The organism is Nocardia sp. CS682 (assembly GCF_004634405.1).
GTDB classification, from domain to species: domain Bacteria; phylum Actinomycetota; class Actinomycetes; order Mycobacteriales; family Mycobacteriaceae; genus Nocardia; species Nocardia ninae.
In genome coordinates this window covers 4,253,556-4,274,348 of the sequence record NZ_CP029710.1, presented here as the reverse complement: position 1 = coordinate 4,274,348, position 20,793 = coordinate 4,253,556, and the positions used below count along the sequence as shown (strand labels likewise).

Here is a 20,793-nt window from a genome sequence, read left to right as displayed (position 1 = left end):
CACTAGCCATCAGTTGCCGGTCCGCCGCCTGGAACCGGACAATTTCCGCTGGCAGCGGCGGGAAAAGTCGGTACGATAATTGGTATGGCAACGCGTAAGGTCACCCTTTCGCTGGATGAGGCCGCCTGGTCCTTCGCCGAGCAGGCCGCGGCCCGCGCGGGCATGTCACCCTCGGCGTGGATTTCCAAGGCCGCGCGGCGTGAGGCCGTGCGCACCGGGTGCGGTCCGGCACCGGATGTGACGGCTCAGGCCGCCGCGGACGCGGCCGAGATGGCCGCCGCCGAGGAGGCGATGCGTGCGGCGGGGTGAACTGTGGATCTACAACCCGCATGGTTCGCCGCGTCGTCGCACTGTCGTGCTCATCAGCAGTGACGGCATCAACGAGTCGCCGAGGCCGTGGCTGATCGCCGCCGAGGTGGTCCAGGACGATCCCCGGGACATCCTCGCGGTGCCGGTGCAGCAGTACGGCTGGGTGCACGCCGGCAACATCGGCCGCATCTTCCGCGGCTGGCTCGCCGAGCGCGTCGACGAGATGGAAGCGGAGACGCTGGAACGCCTGGATACCGCGCTGCGGGCCGCGATGGATCTCTGAGGGCTTGGACATGGTCCCGCAACGCGTTGTGCACGTAGGGTTCTGACCCGATCGGTAGCATCGTGGCCGACGTCCCCACGGCGTCCATTCCACGACGGTGGCCATTTCGACAGATTGGGATTCAGGTGCGGATCTCCCTGATCGCCGCGGCGCTCATCGCGCTGCCGGTGCTCGCGGCATGCGGCAACGACAAGGCGGCGGCAGCGCCGACGGTGACGCAGGCGGACCTCGCCAAGTCCCTGCAGGCCAAGGGCCTCAAGAGTCAGCAGCTCGCCGACTGCGCCGCGAAACTCTTTGTCGAACAGGGCATCTCGCAGGACGGGCTGCGCGTACTGATCAGCGACGAGTACGACACGAAGGCCGCCGACCAGGAAACCCTGGGCATGAACAAGGAGGACGCCGAGAAGGCCCGCACCGCGCGGACCCGGATCGCCTCCGAGTGCATGTCCGCCCCGCGCTGAATCACCTCAGATCGCGACGACCAATTCGATCCGCGCCCGCGAGCCGGCGCCGAGATCCTCGGCGCTCCGGACCGCCTTCTTCACCGGCAGTATGTAGGTGGCGCGTGACTTGTCCGGGAACAGCGAGGTCGACCAGCGGCTGGCGCCGATGGTGACGTGCACGCGGACCGAGCCGAACCCGCCTGCCCGATGGGCGTAGCGCTCCTCGATCTCGTCGGCGACCTCCGCGGGCAGCGAAATGAAATGCCAGGACCCCTGGCCTGCGTGTTCCCACACCTCTGCCATGAACGAGTATTGCGATCCAGCCACGTCGCGACTGTAGCGAGCCGCACCGACAACTACGGCGGTCCGCCATTTCGGATCGTGGTGCGCGCAACCCGTGAGCCTGCCCCCTTGCTGCGCCATCGTGGGCTGATGACATCCATCGAGGCCGAAGCCGCCACAGATTCCGAACTGGATGCGGTCTTCGGACCGATCTTCGAGCGCATAGCGCAGGGCGCGGTGGCGCGGGAGATCGATCGTCGGCTGCCGTACGAGGAGGTCGGGTGGCTGCGCGAGGCGAAGTTCGGGGCGTTGCGGGTGCCGGTCGAGTTCGGCGGGTACGGCGCCAGCGTGCGGCAGCTGTTCCGGCTGCTGATCGAGCTGGCCGCGGCCGAATCGAACCTGCCGCAGGCGTTGCGCGTGCACTTCTCCTTCGTCGAGGATCATCTGCTCGCCGAGCCGGGACCCGCCCGCGAGCAGTGGCTGCGGACGGCGACGAGCACGCTGGTCGGCAATGCCATCACCGAGCCGGGGGTCGGCGCGGTCGACCGCTACCGCACCAGGCTGACCAGGGACGGCGACCGCTGGCTCCTCGACGGCGTGAAGTACTACAGCACCGGCTCCCTGTACGCGGACTACATCCTGGTCGCGGCGGATCGCGACGGTGAGCGGGTGGGGGTGCTCGTCGACGCGAACGCCGACGGCGTGCGGCAGCACGACGACTGGGATGGCTTCGGGCAGCGGCTCACCGCCAGCGGCACCACGGAGTTCACCGATGTCGTGGTGGCCGACGACCGCATCCTCGGCCCCGGCTACGGCGCTCCCGGCCCGACCTACGCGACCTCCTATCTACAGCTGGTCCAGCTCGCGGTGCTCGCCGGTATCGCGCAGCGCGCCGAGCTGGATGCCAGGGAGTGGGTAGCGGGCCGCACCCGCAGCTACTCGCATTCCGCGGCGGGCATTCCGCGCCAGGATCCCCTGGTGCAGCAGGTGATCGGGCGTCTATCGGCCGCCGCGTTCGCCGCCAAGGCAAGTGTGCTCGCCGTAGCCGACGTCCTCGATGAGGTGCTCGCGAGTGGTGCGCAGGACGAGAAGTCTTTGGTGGCAGCCGAACTCGCCGCCGCGCAGGCCCAGCTCGCGGTGATCGATCTGGTACTGCCCGCCACCACGTTGCTCTTCGAAGTCGGCGGTGCCTCGGTGGTCTCGGAACGGCAGCGGCTGGACCGGCACTGGCGCAACGCGCGCACCATCTCGGTGCACAATCCGGCGATCCAAAAGGCAAGGGCAATAGGCGATTACCTGCTGAACGGCTCCGACCTGCCGTTCGCCTGGAGCGCGGGCGAACACAAGCCCGCGACGGGAGCGGCGCAGTGACCCGCCGAATTCGCTTCAACGCCTTCGACATGAACTGCGTCGCCCACCAATCACCCGGCCTGTGGCGGCATCCGGACGATCAGTCGCACCGATACAAGGAACTGAGTTACTGGACCGACCTGGCGAAGCTGCTGGAGCAGGGCAGGTTCGACGGCATCTTCATCGCCGATGTGCTCGGCACCTACGACGTGTACGGCGGCAACGACATCGCGGCGTTGCGGCAGGGCGCGCAGATCCCGGTCGCCGACCCACTGCTGCTGGTCTCCGCCATGGCCGCGGTCACCGAGCACCTCGGGTTCGGCATCACCACCGGCACCGGTTTCGAGCATCCGTTCCCCTTCGCCCGCCGACTGTCGACCCTCGACCACCTGACCAACGGACGCATCGGCTGGAACGTGGTCACCGGCTACTTGCCCTCGGCGGCGCGGAATTTCGGTGCTGCCGACCAGCTCGACCACGACGAGCGCTACAACCAGGCCGACGAATACCTGGAGGTGCTCTACAAGCTGTGGGAAGGATCGTGGGAGGACGACGCGGTGGTCCGCGACGCCGCGCAGGGCGTCTACGTCGATCCGGCGAAGGTGCACCACATCGGCCATCAGGGCAAGCACTTCACCGTGCCGGGCATCCACCTCTCGGAGCCGTCACCGCAGCGCACGCCGGTGATCTACCAGGCGGGTGCCTCGACACGCGGTGTGCGGTTCGCCGCGGAGAACGCCGAGGCCATCTTCATTGCCGCTCCGTCGAAACGACTGCTCGCACAGACTGTTTCCCGAATCCGCGCGGCGCTGCGGGAGGCGGGCCGCGATCCGTACTCGGCCCGAATCTACGCGCTGGCGACGATCATCACCGACGCCACCGACGAGGCGGCACAGCGCAAGCACGAGGAATACCTGTCCTACGCCAGCATCGAGGGTGGCCTCGTCTTCATGTCCGGCTGGATGGGCATCGACCTGTCCGGTTATGACCTGGACGATCCCATCGGCCAGGTGCAGAGCAACGCCATTCAGTCCGCCGTCGCCGCCTTCCAGGAGTTCGACGACGACGGTCGCGAGTGGACGGTGCGCGATATCGGACGGTGGGCGGGCATCGGCGGCATGGGGCCGGTGTTCGTCGGTTCCGGTGCCACGGTCGCCGACCGCCTCCAGGAATGGGTCGAGGATACCGATCTCGACGGCTTCAATCTGGCCTACGCCATCACACCGGGGTCCTTCGAAGACGTTGTCCGCCATGTTGTTCCGGTGCTGACCGAACGCGGTGCGTACACCACCGAGTACGTCCCGGGCACCCTGCGCAACGCATTGTTCGAAGCGGGCGACCGGCTCCCGGACGAGCACCGCGGGGCCCGCTATCGGGTCGGCGCACCGGGCTCCACCGTGCTATCCGACGAGGTGGCGCGCCCAGGGGCGACGGTCGCGACACCGAGTCAGTAGATGTTCGTCCCGGCGAACACAGCGGTGTTCGCCGGGGTGGACAGCTACGACGCGAGGGAATCGAGAAACGCCTGCGCAATGGATTCCAGTCCGTGCTGGTCGATTTCATCGAACCGCTGCGGCTTCGGGCTGTCGAGGTCGAACACCCCGATGAGTTCGCCGTTGTGCACCAATGGAATAACCACTTCCGACCGCGTCTCGGCATCGCAGGCGATATGCCCCGGGAACGCGTGCACATCCGGCACGAGTTGCGTTTCCCTGGACTGTGCCGCGGTACCGCAGACACCTTTCCCGATAGGGATGCGCACGCACGCGGGCTTGCCCTGGAACGGTCCGACGACGAGTTCATTTCCGTCGTAGAAATAGAACCCGACCCAATTCAGCTGCGGCAGTGCGTGGAATACCAGCGACGCGAGATTGGCGGCGTTGGCGACACGGTCGTGCTCGCCCGCCACCAGCGCTTCGGCCTGCGCGGCGAGCTGGCGGTACTGCTCGGTGCGGTCTCCGGTCAGGTCGGCAACGGTGAACGACATGGCCCGAATGGTACGCCAGGCAAAACTCCTGTCTGCTCATTGATTCTCGCTGATCGCAACACTCACGAGGGGCGCGGCACACCCGGATGATCCGAACATGACAACGCAGAATTCCGTTCCCCGTTCCACCCGTTCGGCCGCGGTAATCGGCGCCGGCCAAACCGGCGCCACTGCGGCACTGGGCTTGCTCGACGCCGGATTCGACGTCACCCTTTACAGCGACCGCGATCAGCGCAGTTTGCGCGACGACGTCCCTGCCACGGGCACCGCGCTCGAATTCGGGGTGACCCAGCAGGCCGAAGCCGCGCTCGGGCTGGACACCTACACCGGCCGGGCGCCGCGGCACACCGGGCTCAGCGTCCGCCTCGCCGGGCCTGGCGGCGCCGAACTGATCCAATTCGACGGCAATTTCGGCGGTTACGTCGGTATTGCGGTCGACACCCGATTGAAGGCCGACGAGCGACTGACCGCATTCCAGGAACGCGGTGGCCGTTTCGTCGTGGAGCAGGTGACCCCGGAAACTCTCGACACGATCGCCGCGGCCAATGCCCTCACCCTGGTCGCCACCGGCCGCGGCGGTCTGTCCGACCTCTTCCCGATCGATCAGACCCGAACCCCCTACGATTCCCCGCAGCGCTCGCTGTTGACCGTCACCGTGACCGGAATCGGCTACGGCAAGGACGTTTTCGCCCACCGCAGCCCGGCGGGCGGCGCGCACAGCGGCTTCTCCATCCTGGCCGAGCAGGGCGAAGCCTGGTGGGGCCCTTACCTGCACAAGGACGCGGGCCCGAGCTGGGCGTTCCTCGGCTGGGCCAGGCCGGGCAGCGAATGGGAAACCCGTTTCGCCGCAGCGGATTCCGCGGAAACCGCGCACCGGATCGTGCAGGATATCTACCGGGACTTCATCGATTGGGATCTGCCCGAGGTGCTGGCCACCCAGGTGATCGCCGAGGACCCGCATTCCTGGCTGAAAGGCGCGGTGCGGCCGGTGGTCCGGGCCGGCGTCGGGCACACCGCGGGTGGCCACGTGGTGGCCTCGCTCGGTGACACCTCGGCCGCGTACGACCCGGTCGCGGGCCAGGGTGCGCAGAGCGGGCTCATTCAGGCGCAGCGGCTGGTCGCGGCCGCCGCGGTGCACGACGGCCCGTTCGACGAAGCCTGGATCGCCGAGCAGTACGCGACGTTCCTCGCCGTGCGCGGCGACGCCGCCAACAAGGTCACCCGGCTGTTCCTGAGTGATCCGGAGCTCGCCGAGATCGGCAGCCAGCTGTTCGCGGCGGCCGCCGTCCACCCGAAGTTCGCCACCGCGCTAGTCGGTCTGCTGCACCACCCGCAGCCGTTCCTCGAGGTCGACTCGCTCGACGCGGCCAACGCCTTCATCACCCGCGTCACCGGCGAAGACGCGACGGCCCTGCTCGGGCGCTTCGCACCGGCAGGCAAGTTCGCCAGGTCCACCTTCGCCGACGCCCTCACCAACGCCTGAGACCCCACGCACCCAGCACCGCGATCCGATCGCACAGATTCAAACCCTCGTGCCGGTCGGGTCGCGATGCTGGAGTGGGTGGAGCTCGACGGCAACCCCCCGACCCCATGGAGCAGCTATGACCACGGAGCAGATCGCCGAACAGATCAAATTCGCCTACTGGGTGCCCAATGTCAGCGGGGGACTGGTCACCAGCGACATCGAACAGCGCACCGGCTGGGACTTCGAATACAACAAGAAGCTGGCCCAGACCGCCGAGAACAACGGTTTCGACTATGCGCTGTCGCAGGTGCGCTACACCGCCTCTTACGGCGCGGAGTTCCAGCACGAGTCGACCTCGTTCAGCCTGGCGCTGCTCGGCGCGACCGAGCGGCTGAAGGTCATCGCGGCCATCCACCCCGGCCTCTGGCATCCGGCGGTGCTCGCGAAGTTCGGCGCCACCGCCGACCACCTCTCCAACGGCCGCTTCGCCATCAACGTCGTATCCGGTTGGTTCGCCGGTGAGTTCACCGCGCTCGGCGAGCCATGGCTCGAGCACGACGAACGGTACCGGCGCAGCGCCGAATTCCTCGAGGTGATCCGCAAGATCTGGACCGAGGACAACGTGAACTACGGCGGCGACTTCTACCGGATCCGCGACTTCACACTGAAGCCGAAACCGCTCAACACCCCCGAGCGGCCGAATCCCGAACTGTTCCAGGGCGGTAACTCGACCGCGGCTCGCCGCAACGGTGGCCGCTACGCCGACTGGTACTTCTCCAACGGCAAGGACTTCGACGGCGTCACCGAGCAGCTCGACGACCTGCGTGGCATCGCGCGGGCCAACAACCGGGAAGTGAAGTTCGGCCTCAACGGCTTCATCATCGCCCGCGACACCGAGAAGGAAGCGCAGGACACGCTGCGCGAGATCATCGAGAAGGCGAACAAGCCTGCGGTGCAAGGCTTCCGGGACGCGGTGCAGCAGGCGGGCGCGTCCACCAAGGACGGCAAGGGCATGTGGGCCGACTCTTCCTTCGAGGACCTCGTGCAGTACAACGACGGCTTCCGTACGAAGCTGATCGGCACGCCGGAGCAGGTGGCCGAGCGGATCGTCGCCTACCGCGAGCTCGGTGTCGACCTGATCCTGGGTGGCTTCCTGCACTTCCAGGAGGAGGTCGAGTACTTCGGCGCGAAAGTCCTTCCGCTGGTTCGCGAACTGGAGGCCGCGCGGCGTCCGGTCGCGGCGGTGGGCTGATGACGGTCTCCGATGGGCGGCGCTCCCGGACTGCTTCATGGCCGCCCGCGGCCGCGGACACCGGGGGCGTCGCTCTCGCGGCCGATCGCATAACGTCGGCCGCGCAGGCCTTTTCGGTCGCCGAACACCTCGCGGCGGACTTCGCGTCCGGGGCCGCCGCGCGCGACCGGGGCCGGATACTGCCGCATCCGGAGGTGCAGCGGCTCGCGGGCAGCGGGCTGCTCGCCGTCACCGTGCCCGCCGAGTACGGCGGCGCGGACCTGCCGCCGAGCGCCGTCGCGGAGGTGGTGCGGATTCTCGCGACCGCCGATCCGAACATCGCGCAGATCCCGCACAGTCACTTCGTCTACGTGAATCTGGTGCGGCTGGCCGGTTCCGCGGCACAGCGGCAGCGCTACTTCGCGCAGGTGCTCGACGGTGCACGGATCGCCAACGCGCAGTCCGAGCGCAGCGGCGCCACCATTGCCGACATCAGCACCACGCTGCGGCCTGCGGGCAGCGGATTCCGGGTCGACGGTCGTAAGTTCTATTGCACGGGTTCACTTTTCGCGAATGTGCTCGCCGTGCTCACCAAACTCGACGATCCCGAGGGGCGCAGCGGCCTGGCGCCGGGGGAGTACATCGCCTACCTGCCTGCCGATACGCCGGGCGTGCGAATCATCGACGACTGGAACGGTATCGGCCAGCGCACCACCGGCAGCGGAACGGTCTCGTTCGAGGAGGTGCTGGTCGAGCGGGACCAGCTCATCCGCCGCTCCGCCGCCGTGCAGGCGCCGACCGGATACGGTGCGTTCGCGCAACTACTGCACGCCGCCATCGATGCGGGAATCGCTCGTGGAGCGCTGACGGCCGCAACGGAATTCGTGCGCACCACGAGTCGCCCATGGTTCGAGGCCGGTGTCGCCCACGCCGTCGACGATCCGCTGCTGATCCAGCGTTTCGGTGAGCTTTCGGTCGTGGTGACCGCCGCCGAGGCGACCCTGGCCGCCGCGGGCAAGGCTGTTGACGCGGCCACCGGGCAGAGCCGTGCATTACCACCCGATGGGGGGATTGACGGCGGCGGATCGAGTGGCACAGTGGTAGGTATCGAGCAACAGGAGGGCGCCGCTCGCGCCTCGCTGGCGGTTGCCGCAGCGAAGGTGCTGGCCGATCGGGCGGCCAACGAGGTGTCGAGCGCGCTGTTCGAAGTGGGGGGAACCCGAAGTGCCGCTACCGATCTCAATCTGCACCACTTCTGGCGCAACGCGCGCACGCACACCCTGCACGATCCGATCCGCTGGAAGTACCAGCACCTCGGTCGTGCACTGCTGCACGGTACCGCGCCACCGTTGCACGGCGTGATCTGACCGGCCCGCCGGTCGAACCAGCACGTGATCGAAAAGGATACGAAAAGTGACAGTGACGGTCGTAGTCGGCAATCCGAAGCCAGCCTCGCGCACTCTGACGGCGGCCACACTGGTCGCGAAGGGGCTGCGTCCCGACTCGGAGCCCGCGGTGGTCGACCTGGTCGATTTCGGCGCCGCCCTGCTCGGCTGGGGTGATCCGGGCGTCGCGGCGGCGGTGCGTACGGTCGCCGATTCGGAGCTGGTCGTCTTCGCGAGCCCGACGTTCAAAGCCACCTACACCGGCCTGTTGAAACTGTTCCTGGAGCAGTTCGACGGCGGCACCGGGCTGGCGGGTGTCCTGGCCGTTCCGGTGATGCTCGGAGCCGGTCCCGCCCACGCGCTGGCGCCGGATCTGCTGCTCAAGCCCGTTCTCGTCGAACTCGGCGCCACCGCCGCGCTGCCCGGGCTGTACCTGTCGGATCGGACCTTCCTCGAGGACGGCGTGATCGATGCTTACAGCGAGCGCTGGCGGCCGGTCGCCCGGGCGCTGGCCGTCACCGCGGAGGTGCCCGATCATGCATGAGCTCTTCGAATTCCCCGCCGACGGTGGCGGACTGCGCCGCGCCTTCGCCAACTTCCCCAGCGGTGTGGTCGCGGTGTGCGCCGAAATCGACGGCACCCCACACGGTCTCGCGGTGAGCACGTTCGTTCCGGTCTCGCTCGACCCGCCGCTGGTGTCGTTCTGTGTGCAGAATTCCTCGTCGACCTGGCCGAAACTGGCGGCTGCCGGTCATCTCGGGTTGAGCCTGCTCGGCACCGATCAGCAGGACGCGGCCCGTTCGCTCGGCGCCCGCAACGGCGACCGATTCCGCGGTACCGAACTGCATCGCGGCACCGGGGAGGCGATCTTCATCGACGGCGCGTCCGCGTGGATCGAGGGCGTGCCGGAGGCTCAGGTGCCCGCGGGTGACCACGCCGTCGTCATCCTGCGGATCCACCGCATCGCCACCCGCACCGACGTCGACCCGCTCGTCTTCCACGGCAGCAGATTCCGTCGGTTGCGCGCCGAGGCCAGCTAGTGCACCGCCGGTGCGTCGATCAGCCCTGGTCACGCCGGTGCCGGGTGCGTATGGGAAAATGAGATGCATCTATTCGGAAGGGTCGATCATGGCCGTGGGCATGGTTCTCGGTGACGTTTCCTCGCGCACTTCGACGCGGTAGGAACGACCGAGCTCGACAACTCCTCGTCGCGGTGCACTCCGTGCCCGTGCATGTTCGACAACGAGGAGCCGCCGATGTCCACGATGACCTGGACCGAAGCCGATACCGAGCGATCCGCCCCCTGGCATTCCGAAAGCGCGACACCGGCCCCGGCCCGGATCGTGGTGGCCGACGATCGGATGACCGCCGAGACCGCGTACCGCCTGGCCTGTGAAGGCACGGCGCTGCTGTGGCGCGGCGACTACCACAATGCCCGGCAGCTGCTCCAGGCGATGGGCCGCCGGGTCGACCGAAAAGCGCCTGGGCCAGGCGATAATCCGGCCGAGTCGTTCCGGTTGCAGCGCAGGGCGCGCAACCATCGCGCGCGGGTGCTCGGCAAGCTGATCGTCCAACTCGAACAAGACCACACGCTCGCGCTGCGCCGCGCGCCCGACGTGCGCAAGGCCTGTGCCGATGTGTACGGGCGGTCGGCGGGGCCGATGCTCATCGCGCTCACCGAGCTGCTCGGCGTGCTCGGTGCGGCCCAATGGCGGGAGAAGGGTGTGCGGATCCCCGCGCTGGACGCCACCATCTACCCGCATTACGGCGTTTTCTCGCCCATCCGCGGCGAATACCTCGAGCTGGTCGCGCAGGCCCCGTTCGCAGGCGACGTGCGTACCGCGTTCGATCTCGGTACCGGGACCGGAGTGCTGGCCGCCCTGTTGGCCCACCGCGGTGTCAGCCATGTCGTGGCGACCGATGACAGCCCGCGGGCGCTGGCCTGTGCCCGCGACAACATCGACCGGCTGGGCCTTGCCCGCTCGGTCTCTATAGTCGGTCCCACGCTTTTTCCGGACGGTCGCGCCGACCTCATCGTCTGCAATCCGCCTTGGCTACCGGCCCGGCCGACCTCCGCCATCGAGCACGGGGTGTACGACCAGGACAGTGCGATGCTTCGCGGTTTCCTGACCGGTCTGGCCGCGCATCTCGAGCCGGGCGGTGAAGGGTGGCTCATTCTGTCCGATCTGGCCGAGCATCTCGGGTTGCGCACCCGGGACGACCTGCTGACCCTGATCGAGGGTGCCGGTCTGCACGTCATCGATAAGACCGACACCACTCCGCAGCACCCGCGCGCCAAGGACACCACCGACCCGTTGTATGCCGCCCGCGCCGCGGAAGTCACTTCGCTCTGGCGTTTGGCCGTCACGCCGTAGTGGTGCCCGGCGCTCGATCAGGCTGCGGGACAGCGGGTTTGCGGGATGGTCAACTCGATGAGGTATCGGTCGGCGGCGCTGGTGGTGCAGGGGGACCGGTCGTAAACGCTGTGGCCCCAGCCTTCGTAGGTCAGCAGGGTGGAGTTCGGCGTGTTCTTCGCGACGCCCAGTGCCCATTCGTGCGGCGTCGACGGGTCGTGCAGTGAGTTCATGATGAGAATCGGTGGGCCGTCGATGATCTGCGGGAGGTGCGCCGGGTTCGCCGGTGCGATGGGCCAGCCGGAGCACAAAGCGCCTGCGCCCCAGGCGAAGTGGGCGCGCAGCGGAGCGGCGTTCGCCGTCTGCTCCCGCCACAGCTGGTTCCACTGGTCCTGGTCGGCGGTCTCGAAACGCCAGTCGGAGCAGAGGATCACCTGCGCCATCGGAACAGCCTGGCCTTGCGGCTGTGGGGTAGTAGGTGGCAGCGGACTCGCCGCGGGCTGGTCGGCCAACGCTCGCAGATCTGTTGCCAGCTTGGACCATTCGGGCCGATAGAGCCGTTGAATGACCTGTGCGTTCAGGTCGAACGGGCCTAGCTGCTTGTTCGCGTCGGCCAGGTCGCGCAGCTCGCCGCGGGCCGACTTGGCGTATACCTCGCCGAAGAGCTGATCGACGTCCGCACCATGCAGGACACATTGCACCTCCCTGGCGCACCACGCCGCGAACTCGCCGTAGGCATCCTTGGCTGCTCGTGCCTCACTGTTCATGAACGCACGCCCAGTCAAACTGTGGTCGTCCACGCTGTCCATCAGTAAGGCGCGCAAGCGTTTCGGAAACAACTCCGCGTACGACTGCGCAGGCATCGTCCCGTAAGACCTGCTGTAGATACTGATCTGGTCCGCACCGACCGCCACCCGCAGCGCCTCCACATCCCGCGCGACACTCGCCGCATCGAGATGATCCATCAACGCCCCGGTGTACTGCCGGCAACTCGCCGCGAGATCCCTTGCGTACGAATGCACGTCATCGATCCGCCCACCCAGATCGGGCACAAAATTCGGCCGATAACCCGCCAGCCCCGCGTCACACCGCACCGGATGACTCCGCTTCACCCCGCGCGGATCAAGGCTCACAATATCGAACCGTTCCCGCAACTCCGCCGAAAACTTTCCCCCCTTCAGGATTTCATCCACCCCCGACGTCCCCGGCCCGCCGGGCAACGAAACCAACGTCCCCACCTTCTGTGCAGGTTCGTCGGCCCGATCCCGCACCACCGCAACCTCGATTTTCTCCCCCTCCGGCTTCCCCCAATCGACCGGCACAGTGACTGTGCCACAGTCGAACTCGCCGTTCTCCGAACACGGCTCCCAACTCAACGCAGACGCAGGCTCGGCATCCGACGTACAAGCAGTCACCGCCCCCGAACAAACCCCCACGGCCAGCCCCAAAGCCAATACAGTGCGACGAATCAACATGCCCAGATCGTCGACCCCCCGATCCCCACCCCACATCCCCCCAACGAGCCACCCCCAACTACCCCTCCGGTACTGAGCCCGAACCCCCACAGACAAAGAAAATGCCCCGCACCAGAACATCTGGCCAGGGCATTCACCGTTGCAGAGCCGATGACGGGAATCGAACCCGCGCTGTCTGCTTGGGAAGCAGAAGTTCTACCATTGAACTACATCGGCGAACCTGAAAAGGTACTCCCGAGACTTTAGCAGAACCCTCGACAACCCGGGAAAAGTCCTGGCAGGAGCCTCTGACCTGGGGCTATGCTACGGATTGGGTCGCCGGGCCACGTAGACGTGAAAGGCGCGGTCGGACTCGCCTACTCGCCGATGGTCACTCGTCGTGAAGCCTGCCCCCTCGATGATCGCCTCCACCTCGGCGCGTGATCGCTTGATCAGGCCGTCCCGCCACGGCATGCCTTCGATATAGGACGAGTCGGCGGCGCCGACGACCAGCCTGCCGCCAGGCCGTAGTACCCGGGCGACCTCGGCGAACGATTCCGCTAGCTCCTGGTCCTTGATGTAGTAGATGGTATTGACGGTGACGACGCCATCGAAGGTCGCGGCCTCGATCGGCAGGTCGCGCATCGGGGCTTCGATCAGACGGAGTCGGTCGTTCGCGAGGTAGTCCTCGAATCGCTTGTGTGCCTTGGCGATCATGGTGGTCGAGATGTCGATGCCGTAGACCCGTCCGTGCGGCCCGACCTGGCCGAGCAGGGCTTGCAGTCCGTAGCCACCGCCGAAACCGATATCGGCGACCTGGTCGCCGGGTTGTGCCTCGAGCGCGGCGATCGAACCTGCCATAACCGCTTTGTTGAAGACGTTGAGCCCGTTGGTGATCAAGCGTCCGAGCGGGCCTGAGGGGTGTCCGAGCTGGCGAGCGAAGGGGCCCATGAGCGGAAGCGAGAGGCGCACGCTCGCCAGCATTCCATACGACAGGTCGGCGGATGGAGCCCAGATGGCATGCAGGGCCGGATGACTCAGCGTTGCCGCCCTACGCGATCGCCTCCTGCAGCGCGGCGATCCAGGGGAGCCAGCGAGGGTCGGGGCCTGCGACATCGTCCCAGATCATGTGGGTGCAGGTGTAGGCGAGGGCGATGCCGGATTCGGAGTGGGCGAAGGCGATTCGGCCGCCGGTGCCGTTGTGGCCGAAGGAGCCGGGACCGAGCATGGCGTGGGCGGGCCCGGGGATTTCGTAGCCGTTGGCGAATCGGTGGGTTACCGGCAGGACATCCAAGGGCGCCGGGCCACGCAGGCCGTCGGTTTGCGGTTGCCGTGCTCGGTCGACGGTCGCGGAGGTCAGCAGGCGGACGCCATCGATCTCGCCGATGGTCGCCGCGTACATCCGCGCCAGTGAGCGGGCGTTGCCGATCGCGTTGCCTGCGGGTACCTCGGCCGCGTGCCCCGCGCGGGTGTTGAGCAGCGCGACTCCGTCCTCCCTGGTCGCGACGGCGGCGAGCAGTGTCCGGATCAATCGTGCGTCGACGTCGATCCCCATCCCGCTCAATACCGCGGCGACCTGCGCGGCGTTCGGCTGTTCCTTGCGGGAGAACTGGGGAACGACCCGGTGCTCCTCGCTCTCGGGCAGCCCGATCCACAGGCTCAAGCCGAGCGGTCCGGCGATCTCCGCGGCGAGGAAATCGCCGACGCTCTTGCCGGTGACCCGCCGGATCAGCTCACCGGCCAGGTAACCCCAGGTGATGGAGTGGTAGTAGAACGCGGTCCCAGGCTGCCAGAGCGGCGTCATCGCCGCCAAGGCCGAGGTGCACAGCGACCAATCCGTCAACTCCTCGGCCCCGATTCCGGACTCCGGGTCGAACCCGGCCAGGCCTGCGCGGTGCGCCAGCAGTTCGGCGACGGTGATGCCGGCCTTCCCGCCGGTCGCGAACTCCGGCCAGTACTCGCCGACGGGCGCCGACAACTCGAGCTGTCCCCGTTCGACGAGCATGTGCACGCAGGTTGCGGTCACCCCCTTCGACACCGACATGAGTACCGACAGCGAATCCTGGTCCCACACCATTCCGGAGATCGGGTCCTGCCCGGCCCAGAGATCGACGACAACGCGGCCGTTCCGATAGACGCAGAGCTGCGCCGCACCCTCGTCCTCGGCCTGTGCGTGCGCGAACGCGTCGCGAACCACCTCGAACCCGCGCTCGACCGATCCGTCCACCAGCACCACGACGCCTCCTCGACCCGCTCCGGCGGGGGCGCCACACATCGGCGAAACCCCCTCGCCGCCAAGACCTTATTCGACCGGCCGAGGCGGTGCACCCGACTGCATGGGTCGCACGTCCGGCTAACCGTCGTCGGGAATGGGCGAATCAGCTTGCCGGACTTCGTCTCGCAGCCGTTTCAGCAGCGCGACGTCTGCTCCGTTGGTCGCGGTCTCGACCAGTATGGGGATGTCACGGAGTTGGGGGATGGTGAACAGGGCGCGAAAGACATCTTCGCCGAGTGTGCCTTTGCCGAGGGTTTCGTGGCGGTCGCGGTGTGAGCCTGCCGGGTCGCGGCTGTCGTTGGCGTGGACCAAGTCCAGTCGGTGCGGGCCGATCGCGTCCGTCAGCTTGGCGACTACGGCGTGCAGTCCGGTGGCGGTGGTGACGTCTTCGCCTGCCGCGTGCAGGTGGCAGGTGTCGATGCACAGACCGATCCGCTCGTCGTCGAGGGCGGCGAAGTACTCTACCGTGCTGTCGACGGTCGAGGCCAGCGCCGCGCCGCCGCCGCAGGTGGGTTCGATGAGTAGTCGCACGCCGGGTGGTGCGGTGTCGAGCAGCGGGGCGAAGAGTGGGGTCAGTCGACCCAGTGCGTGCTCGCGCAGGTCCTGGCGCACCGACGAGCCCGCGTGGACGATGACCGCCGCCGCCCCGACCAGGCCGGCGCGCCGCATGATGGTGCTCAGCGCCTGCGCGGAGTTCTCCAGCACGACCGGGTCCGGCGAGCCGAAATTCAGCAGATACGGCGCGTGCACGAACACCGGCATGTCCGCGCAGGCGACGCGGAACGCCGCCGCGTCGTGCGGGTCGGTGGTCGGCTGCTTCCAACCCCGCGGATTGCCCGCGAAGAATTGGATCGCCTCGGCCCCGATCTCTCGCGCCTCGCGCAGCCCTTTCTTGATCAGCCCGCCGCCCACGAGAACATGCGCACCAATGGGTGAAGACAAGCCCTCGATCAACTCCCTCTCTGGACGGCGCTACGCAACCACGATAGCCAGCGATCCGATGATCATCAGGTGCCCGACGGCTGGGCGCGCACCGGTACCTCGTCAGCCGGTGCGGCTTTCGGAGAGTGGCGGTGCGGCTGCGAGGTTCTGGCGCCGTTCGAGATGCTGGTACCCGGCGTAGCAGAGCGTGACCAAGAGCGCACCGAGCACCCAGCCGCCGAGCACATCGGTCGGCCAGTGCACGCCGAGGTAGATGCGGGAAAGCCCGACCGCCGCAACGAAGACGACGGCGGCGACACCCGCGACCCACCGCATCGCGGGTCGGCGTACCTGCGGGATCAGCAGGATCGAGAGGATCCCGATCACCGCCATCGATCCGAGACTGTGCCCGGAGGGATACGCCAGGTTCGTCTTGACGATGACGTGGTTGACCGTTGGTGGGCGTTCCCGGCCGATGAGGTGCTTACCACCATCGACCAGCACCCATGACCCGAGACCGGTGCAGACGACCAGCCCGGCCTGCCGCCACTGTCCGCGCCGGCCGTAGCCGAGGACGGCGAGCACCACCAGGATGGTCATCGCGACGGTGCCGCCGAGATAGCTGACGGTGATCGCGAGCGGTGTGAGCGTGCCGTTGCGGTGGGCGACGGCCCAGTCCGAGATCGGCGAGTCGATCGCGGTGAGGCCGTTTTTCGCGAGGACGTTGCTGGTCAGTCCGACGGCGAAGACGGCGAGAACCGCGGCGAGCACGGCGAGCGTCGGGACCATGTTCCAGCTCCGGCCCGGTGTGGAATTGGTGGTCACTGCTCCACGATCTCATCTCGAAGCTGTGCGGCGGCTGAGGAACCGCGTCGGCACGGACTGACACCGCACTGCCACTGTGCGCCTGAAGCGCGTGGACCAGCAGGCGCTACGCTGCTCGGCGTGCTGCTTTCCGATCGCGACATCCGTGCGGAGATCGCCGCTGGGCGTCTCGGCGTCGAGCCGCTCCTGGCGAGCCTGATCCAGCCGTCGAGTATCGACGTGCGGTTGGACGGCATGTTCCGGGTGTTCGACAACTCCCGCTACACCCATATCGACCCCGCGCAACGCCAGGACGAGCTGACCAGCCTGGTCGAGCCCGCTCCGGGCGAGCCGTTCGTGCTGCACCCGGGCGAGTTCGTGCTTGGCTCCACGCTCGAGGTATGCACGCTGCCGGACGATCTGGCGGGCCGGCTGGAGGGCAAGTCGAGTCTCGGCAGGCTCGGTCTGCTGACCCATTCGACCGCGGGTTTCATCGACCCCGGTTTCAGCGGCCACATCACCCTCGAACTGTCGAACGTGGCGAACCTGCCGATCACCCTGTGGCCCGGCATGAAGATCGGCCAGCTGTGCCTGCTGCGGCTGACCAGTCCGGCCGAGCATCCCTACGGCAGTGCCACCGCGGGCTCGAAGTATCAAGGCCAGCGCGGGCCGACACCGTCGAAGTCCTACCTGAACTTCCCGCTGCCCGCCGCCGTGGTGGACGCCGCGGAATCGCGGCAGAGCTAGCCCGCCGACACTCAGTCGGCCACCTCCGCGACCGACCGATCCTGCGCGCGGCTCCGCCGAAAGTACCGTCGCGTCGAACCGGGCACCCACAGCAGCGTGAGCACCACCACCGACAGCGCCCACCCGCCGATCAACGCCAGGTGCGCGCCGGTGCTCGGAAACATCACCCACACCACGAACCGCCCGAGGAACTGGCCGGCGAGCAGCACCGTGATGGTGATCCGCGCCCAGTTCTTGCCGCGCAGAATCGGCACAAGTAGCGCGGCGTAGATCGGTCCGTGGGTGAGATGGAAAACGGTGCCGACGTTCCAGCTGAACGGCGAGAACAAGAGGACGAGGACATGGTTGATCGCATGAATGCCGATGCCGAAGACGGCCATCCGCACGGTGATCGGTGAAGCGGACATCGCTGTAGGTCCTTCGCGGTCGAGGTCCGTGCACGCTATGTCGCGCCGGCTCCCGCAGTATTGGACGAATGGGTCACGCTCAGCTGAGCAGGCGTCCCGGCGGTGCGCCGGCGAAGCGCTGGAAATCCCGGATCAGATGCGATTGGTCGTAGTAGCCGAAATCGCCCGCGAGCACGCTCATATCGCGCGATGGTTCGTTCGTCAGCGCGGTGAGCGCGGCCGAGAAGCGCAGCAGTGAGCCGTAGTCTTTCGGTGGCAGCCCGACTTGCTCGGCGAAGCGGCGCCGGAAATGCCTTGCGCTCCAGCCGGTTTCGGCGGCCAGCTCGGCTACCGGCAGCCTGCCCGCAGAACGCCGCAATTGCCGGACCGCATGTGTGATCGCCTGATCCGCACTGTCGTCGGCCTCGCGCGACCGCGCGCGAAGGTAGTCGGCCACCAACGCGAAGCGATCCGGCCAGGTAGCTGTTTCGGCAAGTCGCTCGGCCAGGCGCTGCACCGACCGCCCCTGCAACTCGGCGAGTTCGACCGCGCCATTGCGTAATTCGTCCATCGGCACGCCGAGTAACCGGTGCGCCGTCAGCGGATCGAGTTGCACCTGCACGCTGCGCATCCGTCCGGCGTGCCCGGCCGTCCCCGCCCGATCGTGCAAACCGATGACCAATGCGGTCGGGTCGAGACTGCGCCCCTCGAAGGTCCCCTCCAGCGCGAACACGATCTTGACCGTGCCGCCCGGAATCTTCCTGCGCCGCACCGGGTTCGGCTCCAGCACATCGAAACCGAAGCAGCGGAGCACATCCAGGCCGGCGAAGGCTGCGGCCGACGCGGGAACGATCTGGTGCGCACGCACCTGATACGTCCCGCGCAGGTCGCTCAGCCGATCACCACCCATCCCTCAACACTAAAGCGACTTCCTCGCCATGGCTCGCTTCAGCGCAGGGGATGACGATGGCACCGGCCCGAGTCCGCCCCGTCGACTGCCGGGAATGGGGCGGATTCGGTCCGGTAAAGCGCCGGGCGGCAACGGGAACCGATCGCGGCGCGTGATCAGTCCCCGCCGCCCGCCCCCACCGCCAGCGCCGTCGTGATAATGACGGATAGCGGTGGCAGCGTGTCGCCACGCCTCGGCGGGGATACCCAGAAGCACCCTTCCCGGGTCCACCGTCCGAGGCCGGTCGGCAACATCACGGCGCTGCCGATGGCGGGAATGCCGATGTCGAGGCGGTTGAGCACCTCTAACACCTGCGTTCCCGGCCGGCTGTCCGGTTCGGCCAGAAAGCTCCACCGGATCTGCCTGGCCAGCATGGGCCCCCTGGCCCCTTGCTGATCCAGTGCGGCCCGTACCTTTTCGGCACGGGCGGTAGGCAAGTGGACAACGCAAACGCGGCCGGTGATCGGCAGCATGACGAAGCCGCCACGCTCGGTCACCGGTAGCCCGAACTCGTGCCGATAGAACGCAACCCAATCGTCAACAGTCCTGAGTTTCTCCACATTCACGGCGAACTCCTTGCCTCCCTGCTCAAGGGTCCCGGTCGCGCCCCGGTTTCGGTATTGCCCGCACGCCCGCCTTCTGCTGCCTTTCCGCTGCCTCTGATACCAGCTCTGTTTCGTATGTAGCCGTGCTCACAAACCCCTCGTACCCTGGGAAAGAGTTCTTTCGGAAGGGATGACATCGTGGTCCGGCAATGGTCAGGTAAAGAGGCCCGTGCCCTTCGCGATGCCAAGCGCATGAGCATCAGGCAGTTCGCGGCACACCTCGGGGTGCACGAACGCCTGGTGTCGAAGTGGGAGGCCGGCGGCGTCCGCGTCCATCCACGTCCGATCAATCAAGCCGCTCTCGATACCTCCCTGGCCAGGTCGGACGACGTTGTGCGGGCACGGTTTGCGGCCATGATCGATCCATCGATGGCCGACCGCCCGACCCCGCCTGGAATCGATGCGTCCGCCGATACCTCGGCGCGCGTCCACTATTCGAGCGACGCGGAACTTTTGGCTCTCATAGACGCCGGTGCGATGAGAGGTGATGCGTTAGCAGCGATTTCGGAGAGGGATCTGATCATGGCGGCTGCCCATGAGGCCAGCGAGCACGCTGGCCACGCGGAGAGCACAAACTTGGGCGTTACCACCTTGGAGCAACTCGATGCCGACGTGACGCGCATCGCGAACGACTATGTGCACGTGCCCCCGGTGCCGATGATGGTCGAGATGCTGCGGGTCCGGCGGCGGGTGTACCGGCTGCTGGAGGGGCATCAACGGCCCGTCGACACCAGTCATCTGTACATGCTGGCGGGCACCCTGTCCGGGTTGCTCGCCAACGCCAGTACCGATCTCGGCTACTACGACTCGGCGGGTGAACAGATCAGAGCGGCCTGGGCCTACTCCGAACTGTGTGGCCACAACGGGTTGCGGGCCTGGACCCGTGGCATGCACGCGCTGATCGAGTACTGGTCGGAGCGGCCGCGACGGGGCGTGCTGCTGGCGCAGAGCGGGCAGGAGTTCGCCGAGTCGGCGACGGCGAAGGTGCGGCTGCTCAATATCGAGGCCCGGATCTGGTCTCGGCTCGGCAGTCCGGCGGAGGCTGATCGGTGCATCCGCGCCGCCGACGATGCCCGCGAGGTGTCCGAAACCGACACGCTGCACGACGAGGTGGGTGGGGTATTCGGGTTCAACGACGCCAAGGCGCAGTACTACGCGGGCGCCACCTACATCCATCTCGGGGAGGCCGAACTCGCCTTGGCCGCCACCCAGCGGGCCATCGATCTGTACGCCAGCGGCCCGTCGGAGCAACGGTCCTACGGTGCCGAATCGCTGGCCCGGGTCGACTGCGCCGCCGCGCATCTGATCAACGGCAGCCTCGACGGCGCCACCGAGGCGCTGCGTCCGGTGCTCGGTCTGGCCGAGGACAAGCGCCTCGCGCAGTTGGAGGAGCGGCTGACCGGCGTGCGCAGGCGGATCGCGGGCCCGGATTTCCGGGACGCGGTCGAGGCGCGGTTCCTGGACGAGCGAATCGAAGAATTCTGCGGCACGACGGCCGCGAAGGGGATACCTCCTGGCAACTCCCCTTCCTGAGGTACTGATCACATCCCCGCTCGCCGCTCA

At 67.4% G+C, this 20,793-nt stretch carries 23 protein-coding genes and 1 tRNA gene; 13 read left to right on the top strand and 11 right to left on the bottom strand.

Features of this window, described 5'->3' with window-relative positions:
- Positions 1-84: 84 nt before the first annotated feature.
- The 3 genes from DMB37_RS19265 (at position 85) to DMB37_RS19255 (ending at position 1,053) form a co-directional block, all read left to right on the top strand.
- Positions 85-309: a hypothetical protein gene (locus DMB37_RS19265; RefSeq protein ID WP_135233911.1), complete on the top strand. Its 225-nt coding sequence runs from the start codon at positions 85-87 to the stop codon at positions 307-309.
- Positions 296-592, top strand: a complete 297-nt coding sequence (locus DMB37_RS19260) for a hypothetical protein (protein WP_135233910.1) — start codon at positions 296-298, stop codon at positions 590-592. Before DMB37_RS19265 ends, DMB37_RS19260 begins: the two co-directional genes overlap by 14 nt.
- Positions 593-717: 125 nt before the next feature.
- Positions 718-1,053, top strand: a complete 336-nt coding sequence (locus DMB37_RS19255) for a hypothetical protein (RefSeq protein ID WP_135233909.1) — start codon at positions 718-720, stop codon at positions 1,051-1,053.
- 6 nt (positions 1,054-1,059) lie between these two features.
- On the opposite strand, the gene DMB37_RS19250 is transcribed toward DMB37_RS19255, so the two are convergent.
- A complete protein-coding gene (locus tag DMB37_RS19250; protein WP_240772456.1) occupies positions 1,060-1,362 on the bottom strand; it encodes a DUF1905 domain-containing protein in 303 nt (100 codons plus the stop codon).
- A 105-nt stretch (positions 1,363-1,467) separates the two neighbouring features.
- On the opposite strand from DMB37_RS19250, the gene DMB37_RS19245 reads away from it, so the two are divergent.
- Positions 1,468-2,688 carry an acyl-CoA dehydrogenase family protein gene (locus DMB37_RS19245; RefSeq protein ID WP_135233908.1) on the top strand — a complete coding sequence of 407 codons (1,221 nt, stop codon included), beginning with the start codon at positions 1,468-1,470 and terminating at the stop codon, positions 2,686-2,688.
- Positions 2,685-4,121, top strand: a complete 1,437-nt coding sequence (locus tag DMB37_RS19240; protein WP_135233907.1) for an LLM class flavin-dependent oxidoreductase — start codon at positions 2,685-2,687, stop codon at positions 4,119-4,121. The genes DMB37_RS19245 and DMB37_RS19240 overlap by 4 nt, the downstream gene beginning before the upstream one ends.
- Before the next feature lie 44 nt (positions 4,122-4,165).
- Here the strand turns inward: DMB37_RS19240 and DMB37_RS19235 are convergent, their stop codons facing one another.
- Complete coding sequence (locus tag DMB37_RS19235; RefSeq protein WP_135233906.1) at positions 4,166-4,654, bottom strand: GAF domain-containing protein; 489 nt, start codon at positions 4,652-4,654, stop codon at positions 4,166-4,168.
- Between the two features lie 97 nt (positions 4,655-4,751).
- Here DMB37_RS19235 and DMB37_RS19230 point away from each other — a divergent pair, with 97 nt between their 5' ends.
- From DMB37_RS19230 to DMB37_RS19205, 6 genes are all read left to right on the top strand, one after another.
- Positions 4,752-6,137 carry a styrene monooxygenase/indole monooxygenase family protein gene (locus tag DMB37_RS19230; RefSeq protein ID WP_135233905.1) on the top strand — a complete coding sequence of 462 codons (1,386 nt, stop codon included), beginning with the start codon at positions 4,752-4,754 and terminating at the stop codon, positions 6,135-6,137.
- A 118-nt stretch (positions 6,138-6,255) separates the two neighbouring features.
- A complete protein-coding gene (sfnG, locus tag DMB37_RS19225; RefSeq protein ID WP_135233904.1) occupies positions 6,256-7,371 on the top strand; it encodes a dimethylsulfone monooxygenase SfnG in 1,116 nt (371 codons plus the stop codon).
- Positions 7,371-8,717, top strand: a complete 1,347-nt coding sequence (locus DMB37_RS19220; RefSeq protein WP_135233903.1) for an acyl-CoA dehydrogenase family protein — start codon at positions 7,371-7,373, stop codon at positions 8,715-8,717. Before sfnG ends, DMB37_RS19220 begins: the two co-directional genes overlap by 1 nt.
- A 46-nt stretch (positions 8,718-8,763) precedes the next feature.
- Entirely contained in the window at positions 8,764-9,279 is a 516-nt protein-coding gene (locus DMB37_RS19215; protein WP_167768886.1) for an NADPH-dependent FMN reductase, read from the top strand.
- Positions 9,272-9,775, top strand: a complete 504-nt coding sequence (locus DMB37_RS19210; RefSeq protein ID WP_135233902.1) for a flavin reductase family protein — start codon at positions 9,272-9,274, stop codon at positions 9,773-9,775. Before DMB37_RS19215 ends, DMB37_RS19210 begins: the two co-directional genes overlap by 8 nt.
- Before the next feature lie 216 nt (positions 9,776-9,991).
- Positions 9,992-11,110, top strand: a complete 1,119-nt coding sequence (locus DMB37_RS19205; RefSeq protein WP_135233901.1) for a class I SAM-dependent methyltransferase — start codon at positions 9,992-9,994, stop codon at positions 11,108-11,110.
- 17 nt (positions 11,111-11,127) lie between these two features.
- Here the strand turns inward: DMB37_RS19205 and DMB37_RS19200 are convergent, their stop codons facing one another.
- The 6 genes from DMB37_RS19200 to DMB37_RS19175 form a co-directional block, all read right to left on the bottom strand.
- Positions 11,128-12,318, bottom strand: a complete 1,191-nt coding sequence (locus DMB37_RS19200; protein WP_167768885.1) for an alpha/beta hydrolase — start codon at positions 12,316-12,318, stop codon at positions 11,128-11,130.
- A 391-nt stretch (positions 12,319-12,709) separates the two neighbouring features.
- Positions 12,710-12,780: transfer RNA gene (locus tag DMB37_RS19195), tRNA-Gly, on the bottom strand.
- Positions 12,781-12,867: 87 nt separating this feature from the next.
- Positions 12,868-13,515, bottom strand: a complete 648-nt coding sequence (locus DMB37_RS19190) for a class I SAM-dependent methyltransferase (RefSeq protein WP_167768884.1) — start codon at positions 13,513-13,515, stop codon at positions 12,868-12,870.
- A 79-nt stretch (positions 13,516-13,594) separates the two neighbouring features.
- Complete coding sequence (locus DMB37_RS19185; protein ID WP_206055278.1) at positions 13,595-14,779, bottom strand: serine hydrolase; 1,185 nt, start codon at positions 14,777-14,779, stop codon at positions 13,595-13,597.
- A gap of 117 nt (positions 14,780-14,896) precedes the next feature.
- On the bottom strand, positions 14,897-15,760 hold the full coding sequence (locus tag DMB37_RS19180; RefSeq protein WP_167768883.1) for a deoxyribonuclease IV: 864 nt from the start codon (positions 15,758-15,760) through the stop codon (positions 14,897-14,899).
- 102 nt (positions 15,761-15,862) lie between these two features.
- Positions 15,863-16,564 (bottom strand): phosphatase PAP2 family protein, encoded by a 702-nt coding sequence (locus tag DMB37_RS19175; protein WP_135233897.1) that lies wholly within the window; start codon positions 16,562-16,564, stop codon positions 15,863-15,865.
- Between the two features lie 120 nt (positions 16,565-16,684).
- On the opposite strand from DMB37_RS19175, the gene dcd reads away from it, so the two are divergent.
- Entirely contained in the window at positions 16,685-17,290 is a 606-nt protein-coding gene (dcd, locus tag DMB37_RS19170; RefSeq protein WP_107653218.1) for a dCTP deaminase, read from the top strand.
- Positions 17,291-17,301: 11 nt separating this feature from the next.
- Here dcd and DMB37_RS19165 read toward each other — a convergent pair whose 3' ends face one another.
- The 3 genes from DMB37_RS19165 to DMB37_RS19155 form a co-directional block, all read right to left on the bottom strand.
- A complete protein-coding gene (locus tag DMB37_RS19165) occupies positions 17,302-17,697 on the bottom strand; it encodes a hypothetical protein (RefSeq protein ID WP_135233896.1) in 396 nt (131 codons plus the stop codon).
- A gap of 79 nt (positions 17,698-17,776) precedes the next feature.
- Positions 17,777-18,586 carry an AraC family transcriptional regulator gene (locus tag DMB37_RS19160; RefSeq protein ID WP_135233895.1) on the bottom strand — a complete coding sequence of 270 codons (810 nt, stop codon included), beginning with the start codon at positions 18,584-18,586 and terminating at the stop codon, positions 17,777-17,779.
- Between the two features lie 155 nt (positions 18,587-18,741).
- Positions 18,742-19,191 (bottom strand): hypothetical protein, encoded by a 450-nt coding sequence (locus DMB37_RS19155; protein WP_135233894.1) that lies wholly within the window; start codon positions 19,189-19,191, stop codon positions 18,742-18,744.
- A 231-nt stretch (positions 19,192-19,422) separates the two neighbouring features.
- On the opposite strand from DMB37_RS19155, the gene DMB37_RS19150 reads away from it, so the two are divergent.
- Positions 19,423-20,763 carry a DNA-binding transcriptional regulator gene (locus DMB37_RS19150; protein ID WP_107653215.1) on the top strand — a complete coding sequence of 447 codons (1,341 nt, stop codon included), beginning with the start codon at positions 19,423-19,425 and terminating at the stop codon, positions 20,761-20,763.
- The last annotated feature ends 30 nt before the right edge of the window (positions 20,764-20,793 follow it).

Bases quoted from the DNA above. Each gene is read 5' to 3' on its own strand.
- DMB37_RS19150 (WP_107653215.1), top strand. From the start codon at position 19,423: ATGAGCATCAGGCAGTTCGCGGCACACCTCGGGGTGCACGAACGCCTG.
- DMB37_RS19265 (WP_135233911.1), top strand. From the start codon at position 85: ATGGCAACGCGTAAGGTCACCCTTTCGCTGGATGAGGCCGCCTGGTCC.
- DMB37_RS19205 (WP_135233901.1), top strand. From the start codon at position 9,992: ATGTCCACGATGACCTGGACCGAAGCCGATACCGAGCGATCCGCCCCC.
- DMB37_RS19210 (WP_135233902.1), top strand. From the start codon at position 9,272: ATGCATGAGCTCTTCGAATTCCCCGCCGACGGTGGCGGACTGCGCCGC.
- DMB37_RS19165 (WP_135233896.1), bottom strand. From the start codon at position 17,697: ATGTCCGCTTCACCGATCACCGTGCGGATGGCCGTCTTCGGCATCGGC.
- DMB37_RS19230 (WP_135233905.1), top strand. From the start codon at position 4,752: ATGACAACGCAGAATTCCGTTCCCCGTTCCACCCGTTCGGCCGCGGTA.
- DMB37_RS19220 (WP_135233903.1), top strand. From the start codon at position 7,371: ATGACGGTCTCCGATGGGCGGCGCTCCCGGACTGCTTCATGGCCGCCC.
- DMB37_RS19245 (WP_135233908.1), top strand. From the start codon at position 1,468: ATGACATCCATCGAGGCCGAAGCCGCCACAGATTCCGAACTGGATGCG.
- sfnG (WP_135233904.1), top strand. From the start codon at position 6,256: ATGACCACGGAGCAGATCGCCGAACAGATCAAATTCGCCTACTGGGTG.
- DMB37_RS19235 (WP_135233906.1), bottom strand. From the start codon at position 4,654: ATGTCGTTCACCGTTGCCGACCTGACCGGAGACCGCACCGAGCAGTAC.
- DMB37_RS19160 (WP_135233895.1), bottom strand. From the start codon at position 18,586: ATGGGTGGTGATCGGCTGAGCGACCTGCGCGGGACGTATCAGGTGCGT.